Below are 15,813 nucleotides of genomic sequence, written 5' to 3' on the forward strand. Positions count from 1 at the left end.
GTTGGTAACATCTTCACGATTCTTATTAGTCCAAAAGTAAAAAATACATCATTTTCTAAAATTTTTAATTTGTGCAATGGCTACTATTATTAACAGTAGTTTTTAGCTAGTTAAATGATTCAATTTCCTAAATAAATAAACGTATTAACACTTAATGTTCTTGGTATAATTAACTTTTTATGGGAAGGGGTGAGTATACATTGGTAATTACTGATAAAATTTCCTCAACCACAATTTTAGTTGCTTCACTTGTAATTTGAAGTTCAGCAATTATCTCATTTAAATTTTTATTCATTTTGTTGTTTTGTTTTCAGGTATTACTTAGACATAACGGTTTGAATAATGGGGCGTTTTAATCTCGTTTATTTTTTGTTAGCAAATGTTTATTATTGTGCCCAATCAAGTTCATCATTTAGTAAGTCAATTTGCCCATTTCCTCCTCCCATGTTTGCGTTACCAAAACCTTCTTCAAATTCTATATAATATGGACTGAACCCTGGATTTGCTTGACAGGGATTAGCAGTTCCTCCAAAATGTGTTTTCCCCCAGAATCTTTCTTTTAATTTTAGTTTTTCTCCTTTTTTCGAATGCATATTAATATATGCATTTTCATCTTCTTCATCTGGCCAATCGTCAAGTTTAATACCAATATTAGGATCATTTTCTCTTTCAATTAACTTCACATATCTAGGTGGATCATCTTGAGCAAAACAGTTCCCATAATCTTCATAATCATATTCGGGATGAACTGAATTATCTTCATTGGGTAATTCGATTTGTTTAGAATCAAATTCTTCTTTTGTTAACCAAATCAATACCCACCCTCCATCTATAATATCTTCTAGATAGATCTCCATAGAATGTCTGTTTTTTGAATATTCTAATAAGGAGTCCCAAAATTTTTGAGCATCAGAGTCTTTAACTTCTTTTTTATCATTGATTACAGATTCTACTTCTTTAATTTCTTCTGCCACATGATCGTCTGCTTGAAAAAGAGAAATAGCAATATAATCACTACCTTTAACCCGATATTCTTTTGGCACAAGAAATGTCCAAATATGAGCCATTGGAAGTCCGTTAACTCTGCTTCTTGGCCATTGATTGATTTTTATTCCGACAGGTCTTCCAGCAAACCAACCTTCTCTGTTATCAGAATCGGAAACCTCTATATTAAATGCTTTTGTTAATTCTTTCGTATGTGTCAATTTTTCCATTGTATAAGTTATAAGTAAATGTAAAATATACTAATGATTTGAAATACTAATCACTAAAAAAATAATGGCGTAAAAGCATAAGGAGTTAGCAATAAGAAAATTAAAATAACCGATAAAATGCAATGGCCTCTTGGTATACTAAATCTGTTATTAAATTAGTGTTTTATAATTCTAATTTAGACGAGTTGTGGTTGGTGTTATATTGGTCTCAAATGGAGTTAAAACGATGTACTTTAGCGGATGTTATTTGCAGCTTCTAAAAACTTTTGACACGAATTTCACGAATTCATGCTAATTCGGTTTTGCTACGATTATTATTTTACACTTTGGTATTTCACGAAACAGACTTTTCGGTCTGTCAAAGCGGTTTAGTTTACAGTAATATCAATGGAGAAATGGTATGTTAAGTAGAAGGGATGATGCTTTATTTTCTATACAAAAAATAATTATTAACCAAATCTATATACATACGCTTGGCTTCTTCTTCACTAATTTTTTTAGCTTGAAATAAGGCATTGGTTTTAAAAGCGTTAATTATGGGTTCCCTGCTTCTAGGTCTACCATAATCGTTGGTAGCTTTTTTGTAGTATGCATAAAGCTTTAAAAGGGTATCGGCAGGAAAAGGTTCCGTATGCGCATTTACCCTACTAACAGCTTTTTCAAACTCTATGTTTAACGCTATGTCTAACTTTTTATCGCTCATTAAATTTCTGCAATAACACTTTCTCCACCACGAACTTTTTGGTTAAGTTGTACTTTAATATTTGTATCTAGAGGTAAATATAAATCGACTCTTGAACCGAATTTTATAAAACCAGAATCTTCACCTTGTAGCGCCTTATTATTTAGTTTAGCATAGTTTACAATGCGTTTTGCTAAGGCTCCAGCTATTTGTCTATAAAGCACTTTGCCATAGATTTCATTTTCTACAACCACAGTGGTTCGTTCATTTTCTTCACTCGCTTTAGGATGCCATGCTACTAAATATTTTCCTGGATGGTATTTACTAAAAATAACATGACCGCTAATTGGATAACGAGTTACATGCACGTTTATTGGAGACATAAAAATACTTACTTGTAAACGTTTTTCTTTAAAATATTCTTTTTCATAAACTTCTTCAATAACAACGACCTTCCCATCTACAGGAGAAACTACCTGTTTGTTATTAGGTGTGGTTTTGCGCTTGGGATTTCTGAAAAATTGAAGAATAAGGATTAAAAAGACTAACAAAATAATCAAGATGGCGGTTCTTAGCCATTCAATTTCAATAAAATTGCCAACCAATAAAAAGGATGCAATAATAAATATAAAAGTTATGAATATAATTTTATGACCTTCTTTATGAAACATATTGTAAAATTCTTAAAAATAAATATATAAATGGAGCTGCAAAAATAATACTGTCTAATCGATCTAATAACCCACCATGACCAGGCATAATGACTCCACTATCTTTAACTTTAGCTTGTCTTTTAAATTTAGATTCTATTAAGTCTCCTAAAGTTCCAAATACACTAATAATAATACTTAAAATTAGCCAACTTGTAAAGTTTAAAAGTTCTGTAAAGGTAGCAATAAAATAACTTGCTACACACGAAAAAAACAAACCGCCAAGAAAACCTTCTACTGTTTTTTTAGGCGAAATCTTTTCAAAAAGTTTTTGCTTCCCAAAATTTTTGCCAACTAAATAGGCAAAAGAATCATTTACCCAAACTAAAATAAAAGATCCTAATAATATATTTGCGTTGTAATTTTCATGATAGTTAGCTATCAGGATTAAAAAGACAAAAGCGCTAGATAAGTAAAATGTTGTAAGTATAAATCGTTTAGAAGCAAAGAGTGGAATTGTTTTTTCTGAAAACAAATCTTTTATTAAAAATAGCTCAACAAAGATCGTAAGAACCATAAGTATTTGAGTTGCTTCATCTAATCCCGTATCGGTATTTAAAACCGATTGCCAATATCCAAAAACGCCATAAAGTACGATGAAAATAAAATATGGCATATAGCTTTTAAGCTGAATAAGTTTTTTGAACTCACCTATGCAAATGAGACCGAAAATAAAAAAAACAGCAATTAGTAATTGTTCATAATTCGAAGACAGAATTAATAACAAGACATAGAGTAGCCCAGAAAGTGATCGAATAAGAATTTCTTTCATTCTATAAATCTTCTAAAAGTAGTAAGTATAGATTTTTTGCACTGCTACCGTAGCTAAGGAAATCTTTTTCCGCGCCAGATTTAAAATGTTTTATGGTTGTAATATTAGTTGGGATTTTTTGTCTGTTTTTAGATTTTATACCACGTAAGCCTTCTCCAATATTTTCAACAATTTGACTTGTTGTTGCAAATACAATAAAATTCACAGGTAATTCAGGTAGTTTTTTCTCGAAAATTTGTTTTGAGGTAATAAGCAGCGATCCATCATTAGCTATAAGATTTTCGCAAGTTGTTAAAAAAAAAGTTGATTCACTTATCTTGTTTGTCCCTTTTAAATTAGAGTTTATAAATTTGTTTTTTAAATTCTCATCAAGTAGCAAGGTCTTTTTTTCTTTCCAATTATTTTCTTCAATAATATGCTCTAAATTGAAAAATATCTCGTTTAAATTTTCACAATACAGAAACTTGCCACCATTAGCTTTAAAGTTTATAGTAAACCTTTCGTCTATTGGTAGTTTTATTTCAGGCATATACCTGCCCCGATCCCCAGATTTTAATTCTTCTCCTGAGTGATCAGACTTGGAACCAAAAATTTTTCTAAAAAGACTCATTTAAGTATTTGCTATTAACAGAATTCTTTTTGAAGGTTTATCAAATATAAAAAATCTTAAATTAACCATACGACTAATTTAAGATTTTTACTGAAGCTTGACAAAAATATATGTTTATCTTGCTATTTGTCTAAGTTTTCACGAGTTTCTTTTTCAAAAGGACGCTTTCCAAATATTTTTTCAAGGTTATCTTTGAATATAACTTCTTTTTCAAGAAGCACTTCCGCTAGTTCTGTTAACTTGTCTTTATTCTCTTCAAGTAATTTGATAGCTCGTTGATATTGCTTTTCTATAATATCTGAAATCTCTTTATCGATTAATTCTGCGGTTTGTTCACTATAAGGTTTAGTGAAACCATACTCACTTTGTCCAGAATCATAATAAGTTAAATTTCCAATTTTATCGCTTAGGCCGTATATAGTAACCATAGCTCTGGCTTGTTTAGTCACTTTTTCTAAATCACTAAGTGCCCCAGTAGAAATTTTGTCAAAAATCACTTTTTCGGCAGCACGACCACCAAGAGCGGCGCACATTTCATCTAACATTTGTTCTGGTCGAACAATTAAACGTTCTTCTGGTAAATACCATGCAGCACCTAATGAGCGACCACGTGGTACAATCGTTACTTTTACCAATGGTGCAGCATGTTCTAGCATCCAGCTTACAGTGGCATGACCAGCCTCGTGAAAAGCAACAGCTTTTTTCTCACTTGACGTTATTATTTTATTCTTCTTTTCTAATCCACCAATAATTCTATCTACAGCATCAAGGAAATCTTGTTTATCAACGGCCTTTTTGCCATTTCTAGCAGCAATTAAAGCAGCTTCGTTACAAACATTAGCTATATCTGCTCCAGAGAATCCAGGTGTTTGTTTTGAAAGGAAATCAGTATCTAAATCTTTAGCTTTTTTTAAAGGTCTTAAATGCACTTCAAAAATTTCTTTACGTTCTCGAATATCTGGTAAATCAACAAAAATTTGTCTATCAAAACGTCCAGCACGCATCAATGCTTTATCTAAAATATCGGCTCTATTGGTAGCGGCAATCACAATAACATTTGTGTTTGTACCAAAACCATCCATCTCTGTTAATAACTGATTTAATGTGTTTTCACGTTCATCATTACTTCCAGACATGGCATTTTTTCCTCTGGCACGACCTATAGCATCTATTTCATCTATAAAAATAATAGAAGGTGATTTTTCTTTGGCTTGTTTAAATAAATCCCTAACTCGAGATGCACCAACACCAACAAACATTTCAACAAAATCTGAACCTGATAAAGAGAAGAAAGGTACTTTTGCTTCACCTGCAACAGCTCTGGCTAATAATGTCTTTCCTGTTCCAGGAGGTCCTACAAGCAGAGCCCCTTTTGGAATTTTACCACCAAGGGTTGTATATTTTTCAGGGAATTTAAGGAAGTCTACAATTTCTTGAACTTCTTCTTTTGCTCCTTCTAAACCAGCAACATCTTTAAATGTTGTTTTTACTTCGGTATTTTGATCAAAAAGTTTCGCTTTAGATTTGCCTATATTGAAAATCTGACCACCAGCACCACCGCCAGCACCGCCAGACATACGTCGCATGATAAAGATCCAAACTCCAATGAGTAAGATAAAAGGGAGTATGCCCATTAAAAGATTTCCCCAATCGTTAGTTTCTGTATCAAACGTTACAACTGGTTTATCTGTTAGGTCTTTTGTAGCTTCATTTAAGCTATTCTCAAAATTTTGAAGATCACCAAATTCAAATTTATAGTTTGGTAATTTTGTAGTAGAAGGTATAAGGCTAGTAGGTTTAGACTTTTTATGCACTTCTTTAGCCTCGGCGTCTTTAGTTAAATAAACTCTAGCGACACGGGTATTTTTTACAATATCAACTTTTTCAACATCACCATCTTCTAAAAACTTAAAAAAGTCTGAAGGCGTGGTCATGTTACCATCTTGATAGCTTCCATTGCTAAATAATTGAAAGCCTAAGAAAACAGCTATTAATATACCATAAATCCAGTATGGGCTAAATTTTGGTTTTTTGTCTTTTATGTTTTTTTTATCGTTTGCCATCTGATTTTTTTAGTAACTAGTTTCTATAACTGTTGTTTTTGCATCGCCCCAAAGACTTTCTATATCGTAATATTCCCTTATGTGTTTTTGAAATATATGTACTACAACATTTACATAATCTATTAATACCCATTCAGCATTATCTGCTCCTTCGGTATGCCAAGGATTATCTTTAAGTTCTTTACTTACTTTTTTTTGTATTGAATTAACTATGGCGTTTACTTGTGTATTTGAAGTTCCTTCACAAATTATAAAGTAATCACAAACCGTATTTTCAATCTCTCTTAAATCTAGAATATTTATTTCTTTTCCTTTAACGTCTTCAATGCCATTAATTATTACAGATATTAGCTGGTCTGTGTTTATATTTTCTTTCGCCATTAATTTTATTTAATTTATGCAAAGTTATTATTTTTTTAGTTCTTTATACTTTAAAATAAATATAAGATTTTTCAGTGTCACAATAACTTCAATATGCTTATAATCAAACTTAATGCCATCGATTCCACAAATAGCTACTTACGTAAGCTTAGTACGGTAGAAATAGTAGAAGATTACACGACTGTTATTGCGAAAAAACAGACACATGGGCGTGGACAAATGGGAACAGTTTGGGATTCACAAACATCTAAGAACCTTACGTTTAGTGTATTTAAAGACCTGTCTGATATTTATTTGGAATCCCCTTTTTGTATTAGTATTGTTACCTCTTTGGCTTTGTTAAAGACCCTTCAGTTTTTTTCAATTTCTCGATTAAGTGTAAAATGGCCAAACGACATTTTGTCAGGAGATAAGAAGATTTGTGGTATCTTGATAGAAAATGTCATAAAACAGAATAAGATTAATGCTTCCATTATTGGTATTGGTTTAAATGTAAATCAAACAAAATTTGAAAATTTACCCAAAGCATCGTCGTTAAAAATTATATCTGGAAAAGTTTTTGACTTAGATGAAGTTGTTCATGTAATCCTAAAAAACTTAGAATATTATTTTCTTCTTTTGGAAAAAGGACAGTTTGATGTTTTAAAAAATGACTATGAAGCTTACTTGTTTAGAAAAAATAAACCTTCAACATTTAAAGATGAAGAAGGTCTTGTATTTTCTGGTTTTATAAAAGGAGTTTCCGAGTCTGGAAACCTTCAGGTTCTGTTAGAAGATGATATTATAAAAGAGTTCGATTTAAAAACAATTACGCTTTTATACTAATATAGTGTCTGTTTACTATTAGGTACTAAATAGCATTTGGAATACTAGTAGCAAGTGTTTCAATAAATTTACCAATAGGCCCTTTTATCATCATTGCCATCATAGGATTAAAATCGCCAGTAAATTCTAATTGTACTTCGCTCGAATTCTCATTAACTTCGGTAATATTTCCAATAAGTGAAAAATCCAATTTTCCGCCAGCTGCTCCTAAAATTATTTTATTTGGAGCTATAGCTTCTTTCTTTTTAAGAATAATTTCTGGCATCCCTTTTAAAGCAAATAAGAATTTATCATTATCTAAAACTTCAAACTTACTAATGTTTTCAGGCATTAAAGATTCGAAGTTTTTAACATCAGATAAAAAATCAAATACCTCTTGTGGTGATTTGCTAACGTTTATTTTTGGAGATTCTAAATTCATGATTTTTATTTTAGTAATGGATATATCAATTAGCGTTCCATTTTGCAGGGTCGCTATTCCATTCAGATAAGGTTTGTAATTCTTTTTCGGAAATATAATCGGTGTCTAAAGCCTGTTCTAGTAAACTTTCATAATTGCTTAGAGTTTGAAGATTAATAGCTTCTTTGTTAAAGTTTTCAGTAGCTACCTCAAATCCATAAGTAAAAATAGCGATCATGCCTTTTACATTTATATTCGCCTCTTTTAAAGCTTTTACGGCATTTAAACTGCTCTTTCCTGTGCTAATTAAATCTTCAACAACAACAACATTTTGTCCGCTTTCAATAAAACCTTCTATTTGGTTTTTTCTACCATGTCCTTTGGCATCTGGTCTTACATAAATAAAAGGTAATCCCATATAGTTTGCAACCAACATCCCTATACCAATAGCACCAGTTGCAACACCAGCAATAACATCGGGTTTTCCATATTGCTTTTCAATTTGTTTAGCCATTGTTTCGCAAATATAATTACGAATTAATGGAAACGATAATACAATACGATTGTCACAATAAATAGGTGAACTCCATCCAGATGCCCAAGTAAAGGGTTCTTTTGGGCTAAGTTTTATAGCATTAACTTGTAATAAAACCTCGGCAGTTTTCTTGGCAGTGTCTTTGTTAAAAATCATGTGGACAAAATTACATATAAATTTAGTTTTAACTAACTGTTACTTTGTGAATAAAAAATATTTTTTTCAACAATGGGTAGATTGTTACTAAAAATGATATTTTTACCATGTTGTAATGTTAATTGCAAAGTATGTATAAAATTTTTGTTGGAGATAAACCTATTATTTTAACAACTAAAGTTGAACAAGAAACCGACTTTAAAAACTATTTGCTTGATACTGTAAATATAGGGAAGGTTATAAAAAAACTTAATACGACTTCTTTAAAAGAAGCTAGGCTTATCCATAAGAATGAAAATAAACTTCTGAAGAAATTCTTAAAAAAACTACCTAATGTTATAGCAGGTGGGGGTAAAGTGTATAATGAGGACGATGCTATTTTGTTTATTTACAGAAATGATAAATGGGATTTGCCTAAAGGAAAGGTAGAGGGTAATGAGACCATTGAAAAAACAGCCATTCGCGAAGTGTCTGAAGAAACTGGGGTAGGTGGACTAGAGATTATAAAACCCTTAGAGACCACTTATCATATTTTTAAGCGCAGCGGACGACACAAAATAAAGATTACGTATTGGTTTGAAATGAGAACAAACTTTAAAGGTAATTTGTATGCCCAAGAAGAAGAAGGGATAACTAAAGTTGCATGGTTAAACCAAGATCAAGCTAAAGCTGCTCTTGGGAACTCTTATGCTAATATTAAGTTGTTGGTTTAATATTTTTACAGGCTTCAAAATACATTTAAAACGATATGTTTTAGAGTATTTCACTTTCTAAAAATTTTTGAAACAAATTCACGCGAATCCAATTTTACTATCGTTTATTTGGTATACAGAGCAGACTTTTAGTTTGTTAAAGCGTACCTACAGACTTCCAGTTTGTAATGGTTTAGTTTATTCTATAAACAGGATATTGCATATGGGCTTCTTCATAAAACTCACTTTGCTTGTGTATCCAATCTAATTGTGTGTACCAATTATTATTAAATTCGGTTAGGTCTTTTTTGCGATGTTCAAATGCTTCTTTTAGTTTGGGATTATTATTTAATAATTCTAAGGCTTTGTCTTCCCAAACATAAGGGGAGAATCCTTCTTTTTGCTGTAAAACGGTATCAAAGAAGTTCCAGTTAAAAAAGGAATCTGGTGCTTCTGGCTCTAAAGTTTCCAGTAAATATCTAAGAGCTTCTTGCTTTGTATAAACAATATAAGTGCCTTTTGTAAAGTTGATTTCTTTTTCAGTTTTAATAAGTTTGGTGTTATAATGTTGATAATGGCCTTCATAAGGTGCTTTTCGAGTATCATAACTACTAATTTTATACGATTCTACTTTTATTATTGAATCTTTTTTTAGTTGAGATAGTTCAACTTGATTCAGTTTTAAAAGATCGATCACATGATGCCAGCTTTGAGGAATGATATATGCCTTAGGAATTTTAACTTCGATACTAGGTTTAAAATAGTTTTGATAACGAACTGCTTTGGTAAACGGTTTGTTTCTGTCGTATTTTAAACGTTTGGCTCCAGAGATGTTACTTGTAATTAAATCGCCTTCAAAACCTTTGAAATTTAAAATAGTGGCTTTTGTTGTATCGATTTCCCAACTAATTTTATAGGTTTTACTCTCCTGTAATTCTGTAAAAGTACTTTTTCGTAATTCAGAAATTTTAGAACCTGTTTCTTCTGTGACTTCAATCATGCTTTTCATAAGTTCATAAGTCCCTTCAACACGTTGTTTGTATGGTTTTAACATGTGAGTTTCTACCATCATACCAAGTGTATTAAATAAGGTTGTGTATCCAGTTGAGTACCTGGGAGAATCCATAAATTGCGAGAAACCTTTTTCAGGAACTTCATTAAAAACGTTTACGTAAGGGGTGATGTCCCAATTTTTTGAGGCTAGTTTTTGTTCTAGTTTTGGCATCATATCGTTATGAAGATAGTTGCCTAAATTTCCACCTAATTTATTGTGTTGCGTGAATAAATGGGTGAGTGTATATTGGTAATCTGCACCGTTGCTTACGTGATTATCTATAAAAACATCTGGTTTTACTAAATGAAAAATTTGAGCAAAGGTTCTAGCGTTTTTAGTATCACATTTAATAAAGTCGCGATTTAAATCGTAGTTTCTTGCATTCCCTCTAAAACCATAGTCTTTTGGTCCGTTTTGGTTTGTACGTGTGCTGGAATTTCTGTTTAAACTACCACCAACATTATAAATAGGAATGGTTACTAATATGGTTTCTTTTGGAGCCTTAATTTTACCTTGAACTATATCTCTAAAAAGCATCATAGTAGCATCAATTCCATCACTTTCTCCTGGGTGGATGCCATTATTTATTAGTAAGATTCTTTTATCGTTTTTTCGAATTTCAGAAAAATCGAATATTCTATTTGGGTTAAGCGTTACTATATGCAAAGGTTCGCCAGAATCTGTTTCTCCAATAGCTTGTATAGAGATTTCTGAATAAATTTCGGCTAATGCTGTATAAAATTGGATGGTTTGTTGATAGGTTGCTGTCTCTAATCCTTTCGAGTTTTCGAAATGTGTTTCAAAATTATAGTCTGGTTTTTTATTTGAATTAGTACAAGAAACGCATAAAATCAAGGAGATAAGAACTAACCTCATAGGTTCAATAAATTTGGAGTTATTAAGTAAAGGTGTTTTAAAACGATTAAAATTAAAAAAAAATAATTAACTTGTAAGTAATATCATTTATAATTACAAGGGGTAGTGTTTTTTGAAGTTATTTGTAAATTTATTGATCTCTCAAAAAAAAGACTTATATGAAAAGTTTTAAACTGTCATTTGGTACTATTCTTATAATAAGAAATGATTTAGCTGAAATGATCGCAAATGATGGTGTTGAAATGGATGAAGTGATGGTTGCTGAGCTTCATGATTTTTTGTTAAGTAATTTAGATGCTCCAATCTTACTATTAATAAACAATAAACATTCCTATAGTTATACTTTTCAGGCTCAAATAAAGATTACTCATTTAAAAGAAATTAAAGCTATAGCTGTTATTATTGGTACTAGAGGAGCATTAATGTCTACCGAAACATTGATAAATATTAATGGAAATAATAATATTAAAATGTTTCGAGTAAAGGAAAATGCTTTAATGTGGTTACGAGGTTTAAGTGTTTGATTTTTAGTGTTTTTATCAGTGGTTTTCATGTGGTTACTTATCAAAATAAAGATTACTTGTTGCTTCTCAAGATTTTAAATGTAAATTTGCATCTTCAAAAAAATGAGTCATGACAGAATTTATTAGAAAGCGTACAGCGAATGCCAAAAACGATATTTTAAGTGGAATAACGGTAGCGTTAGCGTTAGTGCCTGAAGCTGTTGCTTTTGCTTTTGTTGCAGGTGTAGATCCTTTAGTAGGGTTATACGCTGCTTTTATGATTGGTTTAATTACGGCTATTTTTGGAGGTCGCCCAGGCATGATTAGTGGTGCTACTGGTGCTTTAGCTGTTGTAATGGTGAGCTTAGTTGCAGAAGGAAATGCTTTTGGAGCAGAAGGAGAAGATCTTGGTCTTTATTATTTATTCGCTACGGTTATTTTAATGGGAATGATACAAATGCTTGCTGGTATTTTAAAGCTTGGAAAATTTGTAAGATTGATTCCACACCCTGTTATGATGGGGTTTGTAAATGGATTGGCTATTGTGATTTTTATTTCCCAATTAGGAATGTTCAAGGATGTTAATGGCGATTGGTTTAGCGGATCTCAAATGTGGACTATGTTAGGGCTTGTAGCATTGACTATGGGGATTATGTTTGGCTTACCAAAATTAACTAAAAAATTACCAGAAGCTTTAATTGCTATTTTAGTGGTTTCTGCTATTGCTATTTTTGGTGATTTTGATGTGGCAACGGTTAAGTCTTTTATTATAGACGGAAGTGGTGGGGAGTCCCAAGGTTTAAAAGGAGACCTGCCAAAATTTCAAACAGATATATTTAGTAAAGTACCATTTAATTGGCAAACTTTAAGATTTATTGGTCCTTACGCTTTAATACTAGCGGCGATTGGTTTAATTGAGTCTTTAATGACATTAAACCTTGTTGATGAATTAACAGATACTAGAGGGAATACTAATAAGGAATGCATGGCACAAGGTGGTGCTAATATTGTTACTGGATTGTTTGGAGGTATGGGAGGTTGTGCTATGATCGGGCAATCGCTTATTAATATAAAAGGAGGCGGACGTGGTAGATTATCTGGGGTTGTTGCAGCACTAACGTTATTGATTTTTATTTTATTCGCATCTGGGCTTATTGAGCAAGTACCAATTGCTGCTTTGGTAGGTGTTATGTTTATGGTTGTTATAGGAACATTTGCCTGGAGTAGCTTTAGAATTTTAAATAAAATTCCAGTTACAGATGTTATCGTTTTAATAGCAGTATCTGCATTAACGGTTATTTTTGACTTAGCTATTGCTGTAATTGCGGGTGTTATTATAAGTGCTTTAGTATTCTCTTGGGAAAATGCAAAACGTATTAGGGCTAGAAAGCGTATGCGCGAAGATGGCACCAAAGTATACGAAATTTGGGGACCTTTGTTTTTTGGATCTATAATAGCTTTTAATGAAAAGTTTGATATAAAAAATGATCCAGAACATGTAGAGGTCGATTTTGTTGAATCACGTATTAGCGATCATTCTGCTTTAGAAGCTATTTTTAATTTAGTTAATAAATACGAAGCTGAAGGAAAGACTATAAAACTGAAACATTTAAGTGAAGATTGTAAGATTTTATTATACAAATCGAATCCGAAGTTTAGAGAAGTTATTGTAGAGGCTATTGATGATCCTCGTTACCATTTAGCCGAAAACCCTGAGGCGTTTACCAAAGCGCTTTCAGAATATAAGCTTTGATCTTGTTTGAAGTTTGAAGTTGGAAGTTTGAAGTTGAAAAGGGTTTATTTTTCATCATTACAATTAATCATCTTAAGAGCATTTAAAGCCGCAATGGATACATTATGGATTTTGTTGTCGTTAAAATGGCTTGAAAAGTATGGGGATTGAAGGCGTATATGCTGTTAGATGTAATTGTTTACTTATTAGTATAGAATACCTGCAATTTGCTACTATTTACAGTTTTTTGTTTTACTGGTTTCTATATTTAATTAAAAATAATGTCTTTAGGTCTGATTGAATTTTGTCCTTTAGTTTGTTTTGTCGTCTTAAACCCTCATTCTACATCAAAATTTCTTTAAATAGCGATGCTATTCACATTTGTTTTGCCTTGATTGAGAACGTAATCCCCTAAACTAATTCCAAAAAAAACTTAAATAGTTTCTTAGTGTATTTCGCTTTCAACTTCTAAAAAAAATGATACGAATTTCACGAATTCACAGAAATTCAGTTTTATCATGTTTATTGTTTTACGAAGCTGGCTTTCTGTCTGCCAAAGAGAACCTATGGACTCCTAGTCTATAATGGACTATTTTGAAGCTAAGTTTCTTGATTGTCCACTTAAGAATTTCCAACCATCTTTGCGTTTAATTAATGTTCCAGATTCAATCAGTTTAAACGTTAAAGGATTATTACTAGTGTCTACCTGTACACATTTTACAACACCCGAATAGTTGGCTATTTTGTTTGTTATGGGAAATATTTTAATGCTTTCCCAAGAAAACTCAATAAAGTTAAGGACTTTAGAATTTGTTGTTAGGATACTTTTTATGGTATCGTAATCTAATGTTTTCTCGTAACCTGGCGGTACCCAAAAAAAGTCTGATGAGTCATCTAAATACTTGAACTCACTTATTATACCTTTTGTTGTAATATCGCTATGATAATTGTCAAACATTTGTTGAATCTCGAGTGAGATAGCTTCTTTACGTTCACTGCTCAAGGCTTTTTGACCGTAACTATTAAAAGTAATTGTAAAAAGTAAAAATGTTTTGGTTAGTAGTTTCATTTATGTCTTACGCTTTTAGGTACTAATTTTGTGTAATCTCCATTGTTTCTTATTACATCTCTCACAATAGAAGATGCTATGTATGATGTTTTCGCAGATGTTAATAGAAAAACAGTTTCTATAGGAGCTAAATCGCGGTTAGTGTGGGCAATAGCTTTTTCAAATTCAAAATCTGCTGGATTACGGAGACCTCGTAAGATAAATTCTACATCAATCTCTTTACAAAAATCTACGGTTAATCCTTTATAAATAACTACTTTTATCCTTGGTTCATCTGTAAAAGCCTCTTCAATAAACTGTTTACGTTCTTCTAATGAGAACATATATTTTTTATCGGCATTTACACCTATAGCCACAATTACTTCATCAAAAAGAGTAACACCACGTTTTATAATGTCATAATGCCCCAATGTGAGAGGGTCAAAAGACCCTGGGAATATGGCTCGTCTCATGTTTTAAAGTTACAAGTTTAATTTAATTTGTATAAATTTATTCTTTTTAAGTTTACCAGATAATAAATAACAGTTTTTTTTTAGTTAAGTTGTTTGTTTTAAGGCTTCTTTAATAGCATTATCAAATAAATCTTCTAATGAAATATCTGCAGCAGCTGCTTGTTGTGGCAAAATACTTTCCTTAGTTAATCCAGGTACTGTATTCATTTCTAATAAATAAGGTTCGCCTTCTTTAAAAATAAATTCGGTACGTGAGAAGCCTTTCATTTTTAAAACTTCATATACCTTTTTTGCAAGAATATTTACTTTGTCTTCTTGTTCTTTACTTAATCGAGCAGGCGTTATTTCCTGAGATTTCCCTAAATATTTAGCTTCGTAATCAAAAAAATCATTTTCGCTAATAATTTCGGTGATTGGTAATACTTTGGTCTCGCCTTTATAAGTAATAACTCCAACAGAAACTTCGGTGCCATCTAAAAATGCCTCAATAATAATTTCATCATCTTCTTTAAAAGCAACATCAATAGCATTTTGCAAGTCTTCTTTTTTGTACACTTTAGTTATTCCAAAACTACTTCCTGCTCTATTGGCTTTAACAAAACAAGGTAAGCCAACTTTATTAATGATGTCTGTTTCATTAATGGCATCACCCAGATTTAAATAAAAAGATTCAGCTGCTTTAATGCCATAAGGTTTTAAAACACTTAAACAGTTACGTTTGTTATCTGTTAAAGCAGCTTGATACATGCCACAACTTGTATGTGGGATGTTAAGTAATTCAAAATAACCTTGCATAAGTCCATCTTCGCCAGGAGAACCATGAATAGCATTAAATACACAATCGAAAGTAATAACACGATTAGCCACCCGAACAGAAAAATCACTTTTATTAACTGGGAATTCAGCATTATTAGCATCTACATAAACCCATTTGTCTTTAAATATGTGAATGCGGTATCCGTTATATTTTGAAGTGTCTAATGTTTCATAAACAACATTTCCGCTTTTTAAAGAGATTTCGTATTCACTCGAAAAACCTCCCATAATTATGGCTATATTTTTTTTTGTATGCATATTTCTTTATATC

17 protein-coding genes are annotated in these 15,813 nt (G+C 31.6%); 4 read left to right on the plus strand and 13 right to left on the minus strand.

All coding sequences use genetic code 11. The annotated features are described in order from the left end of the window. Positions 1 to 386: 386 nt before the first annotated feature. From Q4Q40_RS04155 to rsfS, 7 genes are all read right to left on the minus strand, one after another. Entirely contained in the window at positions 387 to 1,214 is an 828-nt protein-coding gene (locus Q4Q40_RS04155) for a hypothetical protein (RefSeq protein WP_303300449.1), read from the minus strand. Positions 1,215 to 1,638: 424 nt separating this feature from the next. Continuing rightward, entirely contained in the window at positions 1,639 to 1,917 is a 279-nt protein-coding gene (locus tag Q4Q40_RS04160; protein ID WP_303300450.1) for an acyl-CoA-binding protein, read from the minus strand. Next, positions 1,917 to 2,567 (minus strand): phosphatidylserine decarboxylase family protein, encoded by a 651-nt coding sequence (locus Q4Q40_RS04165; protein ID WP_303300451.1) that lies wholly within the window; start codon positions 2,565 to 2,567, stop codon positions 1,917 to 1,919. Before Q4Q40_RS04165 ends, Q4Q40_RS04160 begins: the two co-directional genes overlap by 1 nt. After that, complete coding sequence (locus Q4Q40_RS04170) at positions 2,557 to 3,378, minus strand: phosphatidate cytidylyltransferase (RefSeq protein ID WP_303300453.1); 822 nt, start codon at positions 3,376 to 3,378, stop codon at positions 2,557 to 2,559. Before Q4Q40_RS04170 ends, Q4Q40_RS04165 begins: the two co-directional genes overlap by 11 nt. A 1-nt stretch (position 3,379) precedes the next feature. Then, on the minus strand, positions 3,380 to 3,988 hold the full coding sequence (locus Q4Q40_RS04175) for an LUD domain-containing protein (RefSeq protein ID WP_303300454.1): 609 nt from the start codon (positions 3,986 to 3,988) through the stop codon (positions 3,380 to 3,382). Positions 3,989 to 4,110: 122 nt separating this feature from the next. Next, on the minus strand, positions 4,111 to 6,051 hold the full coding sequence (ftsH, locus tag Q4Q40_RS04180; protein ID WP_303300457.1) for an ATP-dependent zinc metalloprotease FtsH: 1,941 nt from the start codon (positions 6,049 to 6,051) through the stop codon (positions 4,111 to 4,113). A 9-nt stretch (positions 6,052 to 6,060) separates the two neighbouring features. Then, the gene (gene rsfS, locus Q4Q40_RS04185; RefSeq protein ID WP_303300459.1) at positions 6,061 to 6,432 is read right to left on the minus strand and encodes a ribosome silencing factor; all 372 of its coding nucleotides are present in this window, start codon (positions 6,430 to 6,432) and stop codon (positions 6,061 to 6,063) included. A gap of 93 nt (positions 6,433 to 6,525) precedes the next feature. Between rsfS and Q4Q40_RS04190 the strand changes: the two genes are divergently transcribed. Further along, positions 6,526 to 7,257, plus strand: a complete 732-nt coding sequence (locus Q4Q40_RS04190; protein WP_303300461.1) for a biotin--[acetyl-CoA-carboxylase] ligase — start codon at positions 6,526 to 6,528, stop codon at positions 7,255 to 7,257. Between the two features lie 25 nt (positions 7,258 to 7,282). On the opposite strand, the gene Q4Q40_RS04195 is transcribed toward Q4Q40_RS04190, so the two are convergent. Further along, positions 7,283 to 7,678: an SRPBCC family protein gene (locus tag Q4Q40_RS04195; protein ID WP_303300462.1), complete on the minus strand. Its 396-nt coding sequence runs from the start codon at positions 7,676 to 7,678 to the stop codon at positions 7,283 to 7,285. Between the two features lie 25 nt (positions 7,679 to 7,703). Next, complete coding sequence (gene pyrE / locus Q4Q40_RS04200) at positions 7,704 to 8,348, minus strand: orotate phosphoribosyltransferase (RefSeq protein WP_303300463.1); 645 nt, start codon at positions 8,346 to 8,348, stop codon at positions 7,704 to 7,706. A 131-nt stretch (positions 8,349 to 8,479) separates the two neighbouring features. Between pyrE and Q4Q40_RS04205 the strand changes: the two genes are divergently transcribed. Beyond that, the gene (locus Q4Q40_RS04205; protein ID WP_303300464.1) at positions 8,480 to 9,061 is read left to right on the plus strand and encodes an NUDIX hydrolase; all 582 of its coding nucleotides are present in this window, start codon (positions 8,480 to 8,482) and stop codon (positions 9,059 to 9,061) included. A gap of 172 nt (positions 9,062 to 9,233) precedes the next feature. Here the strand turns inward: Q4Q40_RS04205 and Q4Q40_RS04210 are convergent, their stop codons facing one another. Then, the gene (locus Q4Q40_RS04210; protein WP_303300465.1) at positions 9,234 to 10,970 is read right to left on the minus strand and encodes a M14 family metallopeptidase; all 1,737 of its coding nucleotides are present in this window, start codon (positions 10,968 to 10,970) and stop codon (positions 9,234 to 9,236) included. A gap of 158 nt (positions 10,971 to 11,128) precedes the next feature. On the opposite strand from Q4Q40_RS04210, the gene Q4Q40_RS04215 reads away from it, so the two are divergent. Together Q4Q40_RS04215 and Q4Q40_RS04220 are read left to right on the plus strand one after the other, a co-directional pair. After that, complete coding sequence (locus Q4Q40_RS04215) at positions 11,129 to 11,494, plus strand: hypothetical protein (RefSeq protein ID WP_303300466.1); 366 nt, start codon at positions 11,129 to 11,131, stop codon at positions 11,492 to 11,494. 109 nt (positions 11,495 to 11,603) lie between these two features. Further along, positions 11,604 to 13,226, plus strand: a complete 1,623-nt coding sequence (locus Q4Q40_RS04220) for a SulP family inorganic anion transporter (RefSeq protein ID WP_303300467.1) — start codon at positions 11,604 to 11,606, stop codon at positions 13,224 to 13,226. Between the two features lie 568 nt (positions 13,227 to 13,794). Here Q4Q40_RS04220 and Q4Q40_RS04225 read toward each other — a convergent pair. From Q4Q40_RS04225 to Q4Q40_RS04235, 3 genes are all read right to left on the minus strand, one after another. Further along, positions 13,795 to 14,274 (minus strand): hypothetical protein, encoded by a 480-nt coding sequence (locus tag Q4Q40_RS04225; protein WP_303300468.1) that lies wholly within the window; start codon positions 14,272 to 14,274, stop codon positions 13,795 to 13,797. Next, entirely contained in the window at positions 14,271 to 14,726 is a 456-nt protein-coding gene (gene coaD / locus Q4Q40_RS04230; RefSeq protein WP_303300469.1) for a pantetheine-phosphate adenylyltransferase, read from the minus strand. Before coaD ends, Q4Q40_RS04225 begins: the two co-directional genes overlap by 4 nt. Before the next feature lie 84 nt (positions 14,727 to 14,810). Next, positions 14,811 to 15,800, minus strand: coding sequence for a D-alanine--D-alanine ligase (locus Q4Q40_RS04235; RefSeq protein ID WP_303300470.1), 990 nt, complete (start codon positions 15,798 to 15,800; stop codon positions 14,811 to 14,813). Between the last annotated feature and the right edge of the window lie 13 nt (positions 15,801 to 15,813).

Source organism: Flavivirga jejuensis, assembly GCF_030540765.1.
GTDB lineage: Bacteria > Bacteroidota > Bacteroidia > Flavobacteriales > Flavobacteriaceae > Flavivirga > Flavivirga jejuensis.

What these genes read in the sequence shown, in the direction of transcription:
- Q4Q40_RS04155 (WP_303300449.1), bottom strand. Translation starts at nt 1,214, where the DNA reads ATGGAAAAATTGACACATACGAAAGAATTAACAAAAGCATTTAATATA.
- Q4Q40_RS04160 (WP_303300450.1), bottom strand. Translation starts at nt 1,917, where the DNA reads ATGAGCGATAAAAAGTTAGACATAGCGTTAAACATAGAGTTTGAAAAA.
- Q4Q40_RS04165 (WP_303300451.1), bottom strand. Translation starts at nt 2,567, where the DNA reads ATGTTTCATAAAGAAGGTCATAAAATTATATTCATAACTTTTATATTT.
- Q4Q40_RS04170 (WP_303300453.1), bottom strand. Translation starts at nt 3,378, where the DNA reads ATGAAAGAAATTCTTATTCGATCACTTTCTGGGCTACTCTATGTCTTG.
- Q4Q40_RS04175 (WP_303300454.1), bottom strand. Translation starts at nt 3,988, where the DNA reads ATGAGTCTTTTTAGAAAAATTTTTGGTTCCAAGTCTGATCACTCAGGA.
- ftsH (WP_303300457.1), bottom strand. Translation starts at nt 6,051, where the DNA reads ATGGCAAACGATAAAAAAAACATAAAAGACAAAAAACCAAAATTTAGC.
- rsfS (WP_303300459.1), bottom strand. Translation starts at nt 6,432, where the DNA reads ATGGCGAAAGAAAATATAAACACAGACCAGCTAATATCTGTAATAATT.
- Q4Q40_RS04190 (WP_303300461.1), top strand. Translation starts at nt 6,526, where the DNA reads ATGCTTATAATCAAACTTAATGCCATCGATTCCACAAATAGCTACTTA.
- Q4Q40_RS04195 (WP_303300462.1), bottom strand. Translation starts at nt 7,678, where the DNA reads ATGAATTTAGAATCTCCAAAAATAAACGTTAGCAAATCACCACAAGAG.
- pyrE (WP_303300463.1), bottom strand. Translation starts at nt 8,348, where the DNA reads ATGATTTTTAACAAAGACACTGCCAAGAAAACTGCCGAGGTTTTATTA.
- Q4Q40_RS04205 (WP_303300464.1), top strand. Translation starts at nt 8,480, where the DNA reads ATGTATAAAATTTTTGTTGGAGATAAACCTATTATTTTAACAACTAAA.
- Q4Q40_RS04210 (WP_303300465.1), bottom strand. Translation starts at nt 10,970, where the DNA reads ATGAGGTTAGTTCTTATCTCCTTGATTTTATGCGTTTCTTGTACTAAT.
- Q4Q40_RS04215 (WP_303300466.1), top strand. Translation starts at nt 11,129, where the DNA reads ATGAAAAGTTTTAAACTGTCATTTGGTACTATTCTTATAATAAGAAAT.
- Q4Q40_RS04220 (WP_303300467.1), top strand. Translation starts at nt 11,604, where the DNA reads ATGACAGAATTTATTAGAAAGCGTACAGCGAATGCCAAAAACGATATT.
- Q4Q40_RS04225 (WP_303300468.1), bottom strand. Translation starts at nt 14,274, where the DNA reads ATGAAACTACTAACCAAAACATTTTTACTTTTTACAATTACTTTTAAT.
- coaD (WP_303300469.1), bottom strand. Translation starts at nt 14,726, where the DNA reads ATGAGACGAGCCATATTCCCAGGGTCTTTTGACCCTCTCACATTGGGG.
- Q4Q40_RS04235 (WP_303300470.1), bottom strand. Translation starts at nt 15,800, where the DNA reads ATGCATACAAAAAAAAATATAGCCATAATTATGGGAGGTTTTTCGAGT.